This is a genomic window from Marinobacter daepoensis DSM 16072 (assembly GCF_000421165.1).
In the GTDB taxonomy this organism is placed as follows: domain Bacteria; phylum Pseudomonadota; class Gammaproteobacteria; order Pseudomonadales; family Oleiphilaceae; genus Marinobacter; species Marinobacter daepoensis.
In genome coordinates, this window is record NZ_ATWI01000008.1 from 691,385 (window position 1) to 705,033 (window position 13,649).

General features: G+C 55.4%; 15 protein-coding genes and 1 rRNA gene. 13 read left to right on the top strand and 3 right to left on the bottom strand.

Annotation, left to right across the window (positions count from 1 at the left end):
• Positions 1-134 precede the first annotated feature (134 nt).
• From rrf to K325_RS0103840, 13 genes are all read left to right on the top strand, one after another.
• Positions 135-249, top strand: a 5S ribosomal RNA gene (gene rrf, locus K325_RS0103780).
• 113 nt (positions 250-362) lie between these two features.
• Complete coding sequence (locus K325_RS0103785; protein WP_029652928.1) at positions 363-1,913, top strand: 2-isopropylmalate synthase; 1,551 nt, start codon at positions 363-365, stop codon at positions 1,911-1,913.
• Between the two features lie 20 nt (positions 1,914-1,933).
• Positions 1,934-2,719: a hypothetical protein gene (locus K325_RS0103790; protein ID WP_029652929.1), complete on the top strand. Its 786-nt coding sequence runs from the start codon at positions 1,934-1,936 to the stop codon at positions 2,717-2,719.
• Positions 2,716-3,201, top strand: coding sequence for a ribosomal protein S18-alanine N-acetyltransferase (gene rimI, locus K325_RS0103795; RefSeq protein ID WP_036192914.1), 486 nt, complete (start codon positions 2,716-2,718; stop codon positions 3,199-3,201). The genes K325_RS0103790 and rimI overlap by 4 nt, the downstream gene beginning before the upstream one ends.
• 61 nt (positions 3,202-3,262) lie before the next feature.
• Entirely contained in the window at positions 3,263-4,843 is a 1,581-nt protein-coding gene (gene prfC, locus K325_RS0103800) for a peptide chain release factor 3 (RefSeq protein WP_029652931.1), read from the top strand.
• 23 nt (positions 4,844-4,866) lie between these two features.
• A complete protein-coding gene (locus K325_RS0103805; protein ID WP_029652932.1) occupies positions 4,867-5,661 on the top strand; it encodes a TatD family hydrolase in 795 nt (264 codons plus the stop codon).
• Between the two features lie 202 nt (positions 5,662-5,863).
• Complete coding sequence (gene rplM / locus K325_RS0103810) at positions 5,864-6,292, top strand: 50S ribosomal protein L13 (RefSeq protein ID WP_029652933.1); 429 nt, start codon at positions 5,864-5,866, stop codon at positions 6,290-6,292.
• 12 nt (positions 6,293-6,304) lie between these two features.
• Positions 6,305-6,697: a 30S ribosomal protein S9 gene (rpsI, locus tag K325_RS0103815; protein ID WP_029652934.1), complete on the top strand. Its 393-nt coding sequence runs from the start codon at positions 6,305-6,307 to the stop codon at positions 6,695-6,697.
• A 241-nt stretch (positions 6,698-6,938) separates the two neighbouring features.
• Positions 6,939-7,535 carry a ubiquinol-cytochrome c reductase iron-sulfur subunit gene (gene petA, locus K325_RS0103820; protein ID WP_029652935.1) on the top strand — a complete coding sequence of 199 codons (597 nt, stop codon included), beginning with the start codon at positions 6,939-6,941 and terminating at the stop codon, positions 7,533-7,535.
• Complete coding sequence (locus K325_RS0103825; protein WP_029652936.1) at positions 7,535-8,767, top strand: cytochrome b; 1,233 nt, start codon at positions 7,535-7,537, stop codon at positions 8,765-8,767. Before petA ends, K325_RS0103825 begins: the two co-directional genes overlap by 1 nt.
• A complete protein-coding gene (locus K325_RS0103830) occupies positions 8,767-9,522 on the top strand; it encodes a cytochrome c1 (protein ID WP_029652937.1) in 756 nt (251 codons plus the stop codon). The genes K325_RS0103825 and K325_RS0103830 overlap by 1 nt, the downstream gene beginning before the upstream one ends.
• A gap of 105 nt (positions 9,523-9,627) precedes the next feature.
• Positions 9,628-10,257 carry a glutathione S-transferase N-terminal domain-containing protein gene (locus K325_RS0103835; protein ID WP_029652938.1) on the top strand — a complete coding sequence of 210 codons (630 nt, stop codon included), beginning with the start codon at positions 9,628-9,630 and terminating at the stop codon, positions 10,255-10,257.
• A gap of 57 nt (positions 10,258-10,314) precedes the next feature.
• Positions 10,315-10,719: a ClpXP protease specificity-enhancing factor gene (locus K325_RS0103840; RefSeq protein WP_228128390.1), complete on the top strand. Its 405-nt coding sequence runs from the start codon at positions 10,315-10,317 to the stop codon at positions 10,717-10,719.
• Between the two features lie 29 nt (positions 10,720-10,748).
• Here the strand turns inward: K325_RS0103840 and K325_RS0103845 are convergent, their stop codons facing one another.
• From K325_RS0103845 to K325_RS0103855, 3 genes are read right to left on the bottom strand one after another with little or no spacing between them, the layout of a single operon-like run.
• Positions 10,749-11,339, bottom strand: a complete 591-nt coding sequence (locus K325_RS0103845) for a D-sedoheptulose-7-phosphate isomerase (protein ID WP_029652940.1) — start codon at positions 11,337-11,339, stop codon at positions 10,749-10,751.
• A 9-nt stretch (positions 11,340-11,348) separates the two neighbouring features.
• Positions 11,349-11,720, bottom strand: a complete 372-nt coding sequence (locus K325_RS0103850; RefSeq protein ID WP_029652941.1) for a YraN family protein — start codon at positions 11,718-11,720, stop codon at positions 11,349-11,351.
• A 6-nt stretch (positions 11,721-11,726) separates the two neighbouring features.
• Positions 11,727-13,574 (bottom strand): penicillin-binding protein activator, encoded by a 1,848-nt coding sequence (locus K325_RS0103855; RefSeq protein WP_084694152.1) that lies wholly within the window; start codon positions 13,572-13,574, stop codon positions 11,727-11,729.
• Positions 13,575-13,649: the final 75 nt, after the last annotated feature.

The following is a 13,649-nucleotide window of genomic DNA, read 5'->3' on the forward strand; positions in this document are numbered from 1 at the left end:
AGCGCTGTGAGGCGTTGAGCTAACCGGTACTAATTGCTCGTGCGGCTTGACTATATAACACCCAAGACAATTGCGGATAATGCAACGAAATCAACATCACGTTCTTTCTCGTCCCCCAGTGATCAACCGTTTTGCCTGACGACCATAGCGGTCTGGAACCACCTGATCCCATCCCGAACTCAGAAGTGAAACAGATCTGCGCCGATGGTAGTGTGGCGTTGCCCATGTGAGAGTAGGTCATCGTCAGGCGCCTTATACTGAAAGCCCCAGCATCCTAGATGCCGGGGCTTTTTTATTGGTGCTTCCAGGGAAGTGATATACTTGCCCGGAACCAAACCAATCTTTCTGATGGGAGCCCTGCAATGGCCGCAACTGATCACCTGGTCATCTTTGATACTACCTTGAGGGATGGCGAACAAAGTCCTGGCGCTACGATGAACAAGGCAGAAAAGCTGCGTATCGCCAAGGTGCTTGAAAAGCTGCGCGTTGATGTTATCGAAGCCGGGTTTGCCATAGCCAGCCAGGGTGATTTTGATGCGGTAAAAGCCATTGCCGAGAATATCAAAGAATCCACGGTGTGCAGTCTGGCCCGGGCTCTGGACACAGACATTGATCGGGCGGCGGAGGCCATTCGGCCCGCCGAGAGATCACGGATTCATACGTTCATCGCGACGTCTCCTATCCATATGAAGCATAAGCTTCAGATGGCGCCTGATGAGGTTATTGAACAGGCTGTTCGGGCGGTGAAACGGGCTCGAAGTCACGTGGATGATGTGGAGTTCTCCTGCGAAGACGCTGGCCGCTCTGAACTCGATTTTCTCTGTCGTATCATTGAGGCGGCGATTGAAGCCGGAGCCCGGACGATCAATATTCCGGATACCGTGGGGTACGCGATTCCGGAGCAGTTCGGAGAAACCATTCATCAATTGCTTAACCGGATTCCGAATGCCGACAAAGCAATCTTTTCCGTGCATTGCCACAATGACCTTGGCCTGGCCGTCGCTAACTCCCTGGCGGCGGTAACGAATGGCGCTCGTCAGGTCGAGTGCACCATTAATGGCCTTGGTGAGCGGGCAGGGAACGCCTCTCTGGAAGAAATTGTGATGGCTGTTCGCACCCGGCAGGACCTGTTCGCCTTGGATACCCGGATCGATACTCAGCATATCGTTCCTGCTTCCCGGCTGGTATCCACTATTACCGGTTTTCCTGTTCAGCCGAATAAGGCGATTGTCGGCGCTAACGCGTTCGCTCATGAGTCAGGGATTCATCAGGATGGCGTACTCAAGCACCGGGAAACCTATGAAATTATGAAAGCCCAGGATGTTGGCTGGCACACAAACAGTCTGGTGCTTGGCAAACATTCCGGGCGTAATGCGTTCCGCACCCGTTTACTGGAGCTGGGCATACAGTTTGAGACCGAGGGCGAACTGAACGAAGCTTTTACCCGCTTCAAGGCCTTGGCAGACCTGAAGCATGAGATCTTTGATGAAGACCTGCAGGCGATTGCCAGTGATACCCGGCAAAAGGAAGAAGAAGGGCGTTTTGGCTTAGTTTGTATGCAGGTTTGTTCGGAAACGGGCGTTGTGCCTAAAGCGCATCTGACGATGACGGTGGAGGGCAAGGAGCATACTGTCGAGGCTGAAGGGAGTGGGCCGGTGGATGCCACTTTCAAGGCGATTGAGTCTCTGGTGGACTCTGGCTGTAACCTCCAGCTCTACTCCGTGAATAATATTACCAGTGGTACCGATGCGCAAGGTGAGGTTACCGTGCGACTGGAGCGCGGGGGACGTATTGTTAATGGTGTCGGGTCAGATACGGACATAATCATCGCATCAGCGAAAGCATACATCGAGGCCCTGAACCTGATCTCCAGTGGCGGGATTCGTCAGCATCCTCAGGTGGCGGATGTCTAAGCTCTGTTTCTGGAGGCTTTGTGATCGGTTCTGAGGCGGAACGACAGTTTTATCTGGCAGCAGCTGGCATTCGGATGTGGTACGCCAGAGACCGTTTGCCAGGTGCCGCACCGAGCCCGGAATATGATTTCGGGCCCGGGGAGGGGAGTCCTTGGGAGCCAGAACCGGACAGCCTTCCCGTTCCCCGAAAGCCAGCCCCGGAGTCTGCAGATCGAGGGCGTGCCCGGATTGCTCAGCTTCAGGACCTGATGGGGGGGAAGGTGCAGGCATCTCCTGTGGCTGCCCCAGAGCCGGCACTGCATACGGAATTGCCCGTCTCTGCTCCAGAACTCCCGGCGGTGGAACCCGACAGGCGGGTGTCGATGGCGGAGACAGCAGAGGTCGTGCCTCGGTTGTGTGTCGCCGCCTGGAAAGGGCGCCGGATTTCACTGCTGTGCCATCTTGCCGAAGATGCCAGCTTCTCCCTGCAGGACAACCTCGCAAGGAATATTCTCCGCAGTGTTGGTGAGATTGATGCCTCTATGGTTGGGCCGTTCCGTTGGCCGGTATTCAATAACCTGAAGGTGACCCTGAACAGCCTGGACGACCTGATGACAGCGTTGGCGGTCTGTTTCGAAGACGTCTCGAAGACCGACTATGTGATTACTCTGGGCTTCTCGGATGAGCAGTTGTCTCAGGTATTTGAGCGAGGCCTGGGCCGGACGCCGGATGTCGCCTTCCCGGGGACCCTGGCCTCTCTGGCCTCGGATCCGGCCTCGAAGCGCAGTCTTTGGAATGCGATTCGCGGGATGTCTGCCGGGCTATGACTGTGCACCGATCCAGTTCAGGGAGTTTCGAGCAGCGCGCCAGGGTGAGGCCGCTGGAGCGCACTGACCTGCTCTCAGTGATGGAGCTTGAAAGGCTTGGGCACTCCCATCCGTGGACGCAGGCGACTTTTCTCGACTGTTTCAAGCCCAATTACAGGCTTTTCGGGGTGGAGGATGAACGTGGTGAGTTGATTGGCTATGCTGTCATCGCCTACCTCGTCGACGAAGCCCACCTTCTCAATATCTGCGTCAGCCCGAATGCACAGGGCCGGGGCCTTGGCCGATGGTTGCTTCGCCATCTGAAGGCCGTTGCCTTAGCGGACCAGATGGTGCAGATGATACTTGAGGTCAGGGTCAGTAACGTTGTCGCTAATGCCCTGTATCTGAGTGAGGGGTTTTCCGAAATAGGACTCAGGCGGGGCTATTACCCGGATGGCAATTCTCGGGAGGATGCCCGGGTCATGGCGCTGCGGTTCACCTGATGCCTTGATAAGCCGTATAATGCCGGACTTTCACCCATTCTGATTCAGGTCACGACAGTTTATGCCCAACCTTTCCCTGGAAGTGGCCAAGCGCCGCACTTTTGCGATCATTTCGCACCCGGATGCTGGTAAAACCACCATCACCGAGAAAGTTCTGCTGTTCGGTCAGGCGCTCCAGAAAGCAGGTACCGTCAAAGGTAAGAAGTCCGGCCAGCATGCCAAGTCTGACTGGATGGAGATGGAGAAAGAACGCGGTATTTCCGTGACCACCTCCGTGATGCAGTTTCCCTATGGCGGAAAGCTCGTCAACTTGCTGGATACTCCGGGTCATGAAGATTTCTCTGAAGATACCTACCGGACCCTAACTGCCGTTGATTCCTGCCTGATGGTCATCGACAGTGCGAAGGGTGTAGAGGAGCGAACCATCAAACTGATGGAAGTAACCCGTCTCCGTGATACCCCCATTCTGACCTTTATGAACAAGCTGGATAGGGATACCCGTGACCCCATTGAGTTGATGGATGAAGTTGAGGATGTCCTGAAGATTGCCTGTGCGCCGATTACCTGGCCGATTGGTATGGGAAAAGGGTTCAAAGGGGTTTATCACCTGCTCAGAGATGAGGTGATCCTGTATCAGTCAGGGCAGGGGCATACGATTCAGGAAAAGCGCATCGTCAAAGGGCTCGACAATCCTGAACTTGATGAAGCGATTGGGGCATATGCGTCAGACCTGCGGGATGAAATTGAGCTGGTCAAAGGAGCGTCACATGAGTTTGATCGGGACGCTTTCCTTGCGGGTGAGCTTACGCCGGTGTTCTTCGGCACGGCGCTTGGTAACTTCGGTGTAGATCACATGCTCGATGGTCTTGTGGAGTGGGCACCCACGCCCCAGCCGAGGGCGACCGATGTGCGCACGGTTGAGCCGGCAGAGCCAGGGTTCTCGGGGTTTGTGTTTAAGATTCAGGCGAACATGGACCCCCAGCATCGGGACCGGATTGCGTTTCTGCGCATCGTGTCTGGCAGTTACAATCAGGGTATGAAGGCCCGCCATGTGCGCATTGGTAAAGACGTGCGTTTTTCAGATGCCCTGACGTTCATGGCCGGGGACCGGGAGCACGCTGACGAGGCGTTTGCAGGCGACATCATCGGGTTGCATAACCACGGTACGATTCAGTTGGGGGATACCTTTACCGCGGGTGAGGCGATGAAGTTCACCGGGATTCCCAACTTCGCGCCGGAACTGTTCCGCCGTATCCGTCTTAAGGACCCGCTCAAAGCCAAGCAGTTGCAGAAGGGGCTGATCCAGCTTTCCGAAGAGGGTGCGGTTCAGGTTTTCCGGCCGGTTCGGAATAATGATCTGATTGTTGGTGCCGTCGGTGTCCTGCAGTTTGATGTTGTGGTTGCCCGGTTGAAGAGTGAATACAAGGTTGAGGCGATATACGAGCCGATAAACGTTGCAACCGCACGTTGGGTCACATGTTCCGACGAACGTAAGCTGGATGAATTCCAGCGGAAGAATCAGGATAACGTGGCGTTGGATGGTGCTGACCGGTTAACGTACATCGCGCCTACCATGGTAAATCTCAATCTTGCTCAGGAGCGCTATCCTGATATCGAGTTCCATAAAACGCGGGAGCACTGATTCGCTTCCGAAAGGAGGTTGCGGTGCGTCTGGTGGATGCCCACTGTCATTTCGATTTTCCGTGCTTTGACGGTCACCGGGATGAGCTCCTGCAGGCGGCTGCGGGGCTGGGCGTCCGGGCGCTGGTCATCCCCGGGGTCCGGCGCAGGAACTGGGACAGGGTGGCGGCTCTGGCAGAGTCGAGATCCGATCTTTGGTACTGCCTGGGGATTCACCCCTGGTTCGCTCATGAGTGCCGGGCTGATGATCTTGACGCCCTGGAGCAGGCCCTGTCGAGGCGGCCGAAAAGCTGTGTCGGGATCGGAGAGTGTGGTCTGGACGCCCTGAGGGGAAATGTGCAGGAGCAGCAGGCGTGTTTTCAGGCCCAGGTTGCGTTGTCGATGAAGTTTGGTCTGCCTCTGGTCATTCACTCTGTGAAAACCCACGATCTGGTTTATGTTGCCCTGAAACGGGTAGGCTGGAGCGGTGCGGCGTTGGTGCATGGCTTTTCTGGTAGTTATCAGCAGGCCAGAAAACTGGTGGATCTCGGTTGCCTGATCGGGGTCGGGGGCGTGATTACTCATGATCGGGCCGGGAAAACACGAGACGCGCTTTCCCGGCTTCCCAGAGAATCGCTGATACTTGAAACCGATGCTCCGGATATGGCTCCCCAAGGGGTTGCCAGAGGGCAGAATTCCCCGGTTCATCTGCCAGCGATTCTGGCCGCGCTGTCCCAGCTTCGCGGGGAGCGGGTCGAGGCTCTGGCGGATGCGCTTCTGAAGAATGTTTCGCGGCTCTACGGCGTGGACGTCGATACCTTGGCGCCAGCAGCGTTGTAGGGGATTAACGAAACACCTGCAGGCAGGGTTGGATTTTTTTAGGGCTTCGAGTATACTTCGCGCCCTGGCTTTTCAAGGCGACGTCATTATCTCAGCCCCGAATGGTGGCGGCGCAACATACAGGTATGAACCTCCTCCGGATGCCTTGCATGTACCGGTGGTGGTTTTTAACGTTTCTTATATAGCGTTCAAGGCGGAATCAATGAAGACTCTGAGTGCGAAACCAGAAACAGTAAAACGTGACTGGTACGTTGTAGACGCAGCCGGCAAGACGCTGGGTCGTCTGTCAACCGAAATCGCCCTTCGTCTGCGGGGCAAGCATAAGCCTGAGTACACCCCTCACGTGGACACTGGCGACTACATCGTTGTGATCAATGCCAGCCAGGTTCAGGTGACTGGTAAGAAGGCATCTGCAAAGATGTACTACAGTCACACCGGCTTTCCGGGTGGAATCAAGTCCATCAACTTCGAGAAGCTGGTAGACAAGGCTCCCGAGCAAATTATTCAGAAGTCTGTCAAAGGCATGCTTCCGAAAGGCCCGCTCGGTCGCGCCATGTTCAAGAAGCTGAAAGTCTACGCCGGCGCTGAGCATCCTCATGCAGCCCAGCAGCCCAAAGAACTCGACATCTAACGGAAGGCGGATATGTCTGTAGCACAAAATTACGGTACTGGTCGCCGCAAATCATCCACGGCTCGCGTCTTTATCAAGCCGGGTAGCGGCAATATCTCCATCAACGGTCGTACTATCGAAGATTTCTTCGGTCGTGAGACTCTGCGCATGATCGTTCGTCAGCCGCTGGTTGTTGCTGAGTCAGAAGATCGTTTTGATATCAATATCACCGTAAAAGGTGGTGGTATCAGTGGTCAGGCCGGCGCAATTCGCCACGGTTTGACCCGTGCCCTGATGGATTACGATGAAGCGCTGCGTCCTTCATTGCGTGCGGCGGGCTATGTTACCCGTGACGCTCGTAAAGTTGAGCGTAAGAAAGTGGGTCTGCGCAAAGCGCGTAAGCGTCCGCAGTTCTCCAAGCGTTAATCGGCGTTTCCGTCGATTCTCAGAAAAACCCGGTCTTTTGGCCGGGTTTTTTTATGTTCGGACACTCGAAATATTTTTGATCTGGCGCAGGGATAGGCCCGGCTACAGACCTTTCTGGCTTGTAAGCGAGGGGTAATTTCATTACCATTTCAGCGCTTATATTTTTGGGTTGTGAAGTCCTTTTCGAAGCGCAGTGCCGGTTTTTCCGCGTCTGTGCCTCGCCTGATGGGAGAAAACCATAATGAGTAATGGCGACGTGAGCCAAGGCCGGCGCCGATTTCTGATCGGTGCAACGTCCGTGGTAGGTGGTGTCGGCGTCGTCGGTGCAGCGGTTCCTTTCGTGGCGTCCTGGAATCCCAGTGCGAAAGCGGAAGCGGCCGGTGCACCGGTAACCGTCAATGTCGACAAGATCGAACCGGGCCAGCAGATAACAGTCGAGTGGCGTGGTAAGCCGGTGTGGATTATCCGGCGAAACGACGAAATGCTTGAGAATATCGAGAAGCTGACTCCTCGTGTAAAAGACCCTGAGTCTACGGCAGCAAGCCAGCAGCCGGAGTACATCAGCGGTACATTCCGTTCCCTGAAGCCCGAGTTTATTGTTTTGGTGGGTATCTGTACTCACCTTGGGTGTGTTCCGACCTATCGGCCGGAAGTGGCACCTGCAGACTTGGGTGACGAGTGGCTTGGTGGCCTGTTCTGCCCGTGCCATGGCTCCAAGTTTGACTTGTCCGGCCGGGTATTTGCCGGTCAGCCAGCGCCGCTGAACCTTGAGGTTCCGCCGTACCGGTTTGACAACGATGCGACCATGACTATTGGTCTTGATCCGGAGGCAGCGTGATGCAGAAACTGATTAATTGGGTAGATGAGCGTCTGCCAATCGTCGAAGCCTGGAACAAGCATCTGGCAAAGTATTACGCTCCCAAGAACTTCAACGTCTGGTACTTCTTTGGTTCACTGGCGATGTTGGTGCTGGTTAACCAGTTGGTTACCGGTATCTGGTTGACGATGAGCTACAACCCTTCGGCCGAAGGGGCATTCGCGTCCGTTGAGTACATCATGCGGGATGTCGAGTGGGGCTGGCTATTGCGTTACCTGCATTCTACGGGTGCCTCCGCATTCTTTGTGGTGGTCTATCTGCATATGTTCCGTGGCTTGATGTACGGTTCGTACCAGAAGCCGCGTGAGCTTATCTGGATCTTCGGCATGCTGATTTATCTGGTGCTCATGGCCGAAGCATTCATGGGTTACTTGCTGCCATGGGGTCAGATGTCCTATTGGGGCGCTCAGGTTATCGTTAACCTGTTTGGTGCCATTCCGGTGATTGGTGAAGATCTGTCTCTCTGGATTCGTGGTGATTACCTGATCTCCGGGATTACTCTGAACCGTTTCTTTGCTCTGCACGTAGTGGCACTGCCGATCGTTCTGCTTGGTCTGGTCGTGTTGCACATCCTGGCGTTGCACGAGGTTGGTTCAAACAACCCTGACGGTATCGAAATCAAGAAGAACAAGGATGAAAATGGCATTCCCAAAGACGGAATTCCGTTCCACCCGTACTACACGGTGCACGATCTGCTGGGTGTAGGTGTCTTCTTCTTCATCTTCTTCATTGTGGTGTTCTTCTTCCCGGAAATGGGTGGTCTGTTCCTTGAAAAGCCGAACTTTGAACCAGCCAACGCACTGAAGACGCCGGCTCATATTGCGCCTGTCTGGTACTTCACGCCGTTCTACGCGATGCTGCGGGCTGTTACTGTCGACTTCCTCGGCTTGCCGGCGAAGTTCTGGGGTGTTGTGGTCATGGGTGGTGCAATCGCAATCCTGTTCGTGCTGCCCTGGCTGGACCGTAGCCCGGTCCGCTCCATCCGCTATAAGGGCTGGTTGAGCAAAATTGCACTGGCAATCTTCGCGGTCAGCTTCATTATCCTTGGTTATCTTGGCATCGTGCCGGCCACTGAAGGGCGTACGACCGTAGCCCAGATCCTGACCGTGCTGTACTTCCTGTACTTTATTCTCATGCCGTTCTACACGCGCATGGAGAAAACCAAGCCAGTACCAGAGAGGGTGACAGGATAATGAGAAAGCTGATTTTTGGTCTCGTTTTTGCGCTCCTGCCGGCCCTCGGGCTGGCGGCCGGTGCCGCGGTTCCTCTCGACGCGATGGAGCCCGATCACACCAATAAGGAATCGCTGCAGCGCGGTGCTGCTCTGTTCACCAACTACTGCATGGGGTGTCATTCCATGGAGTACGCTCGTTACAAGCGGGTGGCAGATGATCTGGAGATTCCGGTTGACCTCTACGAGGAAAACCTGATTTTCACCGGCGCCAAAATTGGTGAGCTGATGAAGATCTCCATGAGCAAGGATATGGCTGCAGGCTGGTTTGGTGCTCCGCCACCAGACCTGACTCTGGAGACCCGTCTGCGTGGAGAGTCCTGGGTCTATTCCTACCTGCGTGGCTTCTACCAGGATGAGGCCCGTCCGTTGGGTGTGAACAACGTGGTTTTTGATAACGTTGGTATGCCTCATGTTCTGGTTGAGATGCAGGGTCTTTGTGCGGTCAAGCCTAAGATTGGTGTTGATGCGTCGGTTGAGCCACTGAGTGGCAACATCAATAACGCGGACGTGTGCCCCGATTATGCGATCGAAGGCTCAATGGCTGGGCCGGAGTTTGATCAGGCGATGTGGGATCTGACCAACTTCATGTCTTACATGGGTGACCCGGTCAAGGTTGAGCGCGAGCGTCTGGGCATTTTCGTGCTGATCTTTGTGGCCATCTTCTTTGTGTTCGCGTACTTGCTCAACCGCGAGTACTGGAAAGACGTACACTAAGATTTAGGGTATAATCCCGTGTCCTTGATTCCAGCGAGTCTTTGAGGCTCGCTGGATTTTTGCGTTTTGCATTGTTTCGATTTTTCAGAATCGTGAGGTAGCTATATGGGCGTTGTGACCAAGCGGTCATCAATGACATTCTTTTCGGATCCTGCCAGTCACTACAGCCATCGTGTGCGTATTGTTCTGGCTGAGAAAGGTGTCACCGTTGATATCGTGGATGTAGATCCGGACAATCCGCCGACAGAGTTGGCGGACCTGAACCCGTACAACGCCCTGCCGACGCTGGTAGATCGGGATCTGGTTCTGTACGAGCCAAACATCATGATGGAGTATCTGGATGAGCGTTTTCCTCATCCGCCATTGCTGCCGGTCTACCCGGTTGCTCGCGCCAATAGCCGGCTGATGATTCATCGGATTCAGAAAGACTGGTGTGGGCTGGTTGATCAGATTCTTGCTCAACCAGGTGGTAAGGCCAGCGATGCTGCTCGTAAGGAGCTCAAAGAGAGTCTTCTGGCGACGGCGCCGCTGTTCGCAGAGATGCCGTTCTTCCTGTCTGAAGAGTTCACCATTGTGGATTGCTGCATCGCTCCGATTCTCTGGCGTTTGCCCGCCTTGGGTATTGAGTTGAACGAGAAGCAGGCGAAGCCGTTGCAGAAATACATGGAGAGCATTTTTGCCAGAGAAGGTTTCAAGGCAAGCTTGTCCGATCTGGAAGAAGATATTCGTAGCTGATTTTCAGTACCCGTATTTCTGCGCAGGAGTTTCGCTGTGTCCGAGATGACTATTGCCATGACATCCAGTCGCCCCTATCTGGTGCGTTCGCTGAACGAGTGGATACTGGATAATGACTGTACGCCGTATATTGTGGTCGACGCTGGTGTTCAGGGGGTGCAGGTGCCGACTGAGCACGTTGCTAATGGTCAGATCGTACTGAACATCAGCCCCGGTGCTGTTCGGGGGCTGGTTATTGGTAACGGCGCTCTTGAGTTCAGTGCCCGCTTTGGCGGTGTGCCTATGCAGGTCTTTATCCCCCTCCAGGCGGTGATAGCGATTTATGCCAAGGAGAATGGTGAGGGGATGGTCTTTGGGAGTGAGCCCGGCTCACCCGATCCGGATGGTGGTGGAGACGAGAAGCCCCACCGGCGGACGGATGATCGTCCAAGTGGCAGGCCCACCCTGAAGGTTGTGAAGTAATAAAAAAGCCGGCGATGCCGGCTTTTTTATTATCCGCCAAAAAGCTTGTGATCGATGAGATCGCAGATGGCGTTGATAATCACCATCAGAAGCGGTGTTGCCTCGTTCGGTGGCAGGTCGTTCAAGGCGATTTCGTGGTCTTCCGGGTGCATCAGGGAGGTGATATCCGATTTCTCCCTGGCGCTTAGCACAACAACCCCCATTTCCCGGTCATGAGCGGCCTGTATCGCCTGTATAAGGTTGGCTTTGTGGCCGTCATCCACAATCACGAACAGAAGGTCGCCCGGTTTTCCTATGGCTCTGACCTGGCGCGAGAACGTGTCATTGAACCGGTTGTCGCGGCAGATTGCCGAATAGGTTGTGGCGTCGGCGCCCAGATTGATTGCCGGCAAGGCCGGGCGGTCCTGGTCGAAGCGTGACAGCAGGGCGGTGCAGAAATACTGGGCCAGTACGTTGGCGCTGCCATTGGCGCAGGTGATGATCTTGCCATCCTGTAGCAGTGCGTCAACAAAGGCCTGGGCAACATGCTCAATGCCGGGGCCGGCGGTACTTGCCGCATGGGCCGTATGCTCCATGTGACTGGCGAACCATTGATTGATTCTCTGATCGGTATCGGTCATGTGTTTTGGTCAATCTGCCTGAATTGCATTTTTAATCCATTGTACCCGGTACTTGCTGGACTGGCCTGGTGTTATGCCAATGACATCAATTCGTGTCGCCAGATTCCAGAGTCCGTGACGATGCAGGTAGAAAGAGGCGGCCCGCACCAGGCGCGTCTGCTTTCGTTGCGATATTGAACTGATGGGGTCGACCAGCGCGCCAGTCGAGCGGAAGCGTACCTCAAAAAAAACGAGTACGTCTGAGTCCATCCCGATAAGGTCAATTTCGCCGCCCCGGTTGTATACATTTTGGTCAATAACCCGGACGCCTTTGGTGGTGAGATAGCGGGCGGCAACGCCTTCGTAATATTGTCCGAGTTGTCTTGAGCCTTCCCTGGCCATTGATTGTCAATCTTGAGTGGTTGCAGCTTCTTCCCGGTCCATGGCCGGGTCGAGAGCTTTAGGCTCTCCGTTCTGGAACTGGGCCCAGACCTGTTTTCTGTGAATGCTGCCATCCCGGTCCATGGTCAGTGTCCCGGTTTGTCCTTCGATGACGGCATCGTCGACCTGGCGTAACAGTGGCAGGCGCTTGCTTAGGTGCCATGCATCAGCGCCCATGGCGAAAAGGCGCCCCAACTGGCCTCGGGTGCCATTCAGGTAGGCTTGCGACTCATCTCTCAGCGGATTGTTCTCCGCAAGTACCCAAGGGATGTCGGTAAAGATCACGCTGTCGACGTCACGATCACGGGCAGGGTTCGGGGAGCCTTCATAGACAATGGATGGGGAGTATACCGGCAGATCCCCGCCGTAATAAAAGGCAAATAGGGGCTTGAACTGTCGCGCAATCGTGGGGGCGGCCACCAGGACAATGGCTTCCGCATCTTGGCGGCGGCGTGGTTCAAACTCGAGGTTTCGGCCGATGGTGCGCTCGACCAGGATGGCGCGCTCGCGGGAGGTGGTGATCCCCAGCAGGTCGGCGGTAACGGAGCGCAGGTTGTCTTCCGGGAAGAATCGCTCGACAGCCAGGGTGGTCAGACCTAGTTGCTCCATTTGTGCTCTGAGTGCAGCCTCAACCCGGTCTCCCCATTCTCCGTGAGGAATGATTACAAGCGCTTTTTTCAGGTTTTCGGCATCCAGACGATCTGCTATCTGCCGGACTTCGTCCTCTGCGGACAGGCCGAACTGGTAGAGGCCGTCCGGAACCGGTGTGCCGGCAGGCAGATAATTCAGCCCCAGCGCGGGGACCGGGAGGGTGCTCAGGTCGGATAGCTGGATCAGATCTTCCTTGTCCAGAGGGCCAACGACCAGGTCGATGTCCCCATTGGCGAGCTCTTGGTAGATTTCGGAAAACCGGTTTGTGGACGTGTCGATTACGCGGATATCCGTTGTGCTTCGATCGGTTGTCTCATCCTGGTAATAAGCCGCCAGGAAACCATCTCGTATGGCTTTGCCTGCGCTGGCCAATGCGCCTTGAAGTGGAACGGCCAGGACCAGCTTTTCAGGGCGGCTGGCCGCCAGTTCAGCCAGTAGGGCCAGCTCCGTAGGCATGATCTGAGCGGCTGGGTGGCCGGGCCAGTTGTTCTGCCATTGCCGGACCAGTCGGCCCTGATCATCCAGGCTACCGCCTTTGGTGCGCAAACGCAGGGCCAGTTCCAGCCAGCCCTGCACTTCAAATCCGAGAGCGTTATCGGATGCCTCTTCCAGGCGTGTCTCATCAATGGTCTTAAGAATTTGCCAGATCTGGTCGTGTATATCCTGGGGAGAGGCGCTATTGTCTGTCTGGCTCAGGAGAATCAGGGTCAGGGCGCCGGAAAGCGGAGCTCCTGCCAGCTCATAAGTCTTAGCCTGAAGGCGCGCCGCTCTTGCAAGCAGTTCAGGGGGGTAGGCCAGAAAGCTCTCTGGCGAGCGCTCAGCGATGAGGTTTGAGGCCCATTTGCTGTCCTGAAGTTCGTTCGCTGTAGCCATTCCGAGCAGGCGCCGTTGCCGTTGGATGTCTTCTGGTGCGCTGTCCAGAAAGGGGCTGCGGAGGATGGTTCGCGCATCTTCCTGTTTTCCCTGATCCTGGAATCGGCTCGCGACTCTGAGCAGGTAACGCTGGCCAACGATCGCGTTTCTTTCGTCCTTGGCCAGAGACAGAGCCTGTTCGGGAGTGTCCGCCATGTGCTCGTCCAGATTGACGGTTGCGCATCCCCCCAGATAAAGCAGGACAAGGATAATCAGTGCCAGGGTTGGTCTTTGACTAAAGCTGTTTGTCATGGCGGGCTCGGTACTCTCTGAATCATTAGGCTTGTGGTGCCGCGTTTTAGCTGGCAAGTTTACCAGCTCCCGGCG

Bases quoted from the DNA above. Each gene is read 5' to 3' on its own strand.
- K325_RS0103785 (WP_029652928.1), top strand. From the start codon at position 363: ATGGCCGCAACTGATCACCTGGTCATCTTTGATACTACCTTGAGGGAT.
- rimI (WP_036192914.1), top strand. From the start codon at position 2,716: ATGACTGTGCACCGATCCAGTTCAGGGAGTTTCGAGCAGCGCGCCAGG.
- prfC (WP_029652931.1), top strand. From the start codon at position 3,263: ATGCCCAACCTTTCCCTGGAAGTGGCCAAGCGCCGCACTTTTGCGATC.
- rplM (WP_029652933.1), top strand. From the start codon at position 5,864: ATGAAGACTCTGAGTGCGAAACCAGAAACAGTAAAACGTGACTGGTAC.
- rpsI (WP_029652934.1), top strand. From the start codon at position 6,305: ATGTCTGTAGCACAAAATTACGGTACTGGTCGCCGCAAATCATCCACG.
- petA (WP_029652935.1), top strand. From the start codon at position 6,939: ATGAGTAATGGCGACGTGAGCCAAGGCCGGCGCCGATTTCTGATCGGT.
- K325_RS0103825 (WP_029652936.1), top strand. From the start codon at position 7,535: ATGCAGAAACTGATTAATTGGGTAGATGAGCGTCTGCCAATCGTCGAA.
- K325_RS0103830 (WP_029652937.1), top strand. From the start codon at position 8,767: ATGAGAAAGCTGATTTTTGGTCTCGTTTTTGCGCTCCTGCCGGCCCTC.
- K325_RS0103835 (WP_029652938.1), top strand. From the start codon at position 9,628: ATGGGCGTTGTGACCAAGCGGTCATCAATGACATTCTTTTCGGATCCT.
- K325_RS0103840 (WP_228128390.1), top strand. From the start codon at position 10,315: ATGACATCCAGTCGCCCCTATCTGGTGCGTTCGCTGAACGAGTGGATA.
- K325_RS0103845 (WP_029652940.1), bottom strand. From the start codon at position 11,339: ATGACCGATACCGATCAGAGAATCAATCAATGGTTCGCCAGTCACATG.
- K325_RS0103850 (WP_029652941.1), bottom strand. From the start codon at position 11,720: ATGGCCAGGGAAGGCTCAAGACAACTCGGACAATATTACGAAGGCGTT.
- K325_RS0103855 (WP_084694152.1), bottom strand. From the start codon at position 13,574: ATGACAAACAGCTTTAGTCAAAGACCAACCCTGGCACTGATTATCCTT.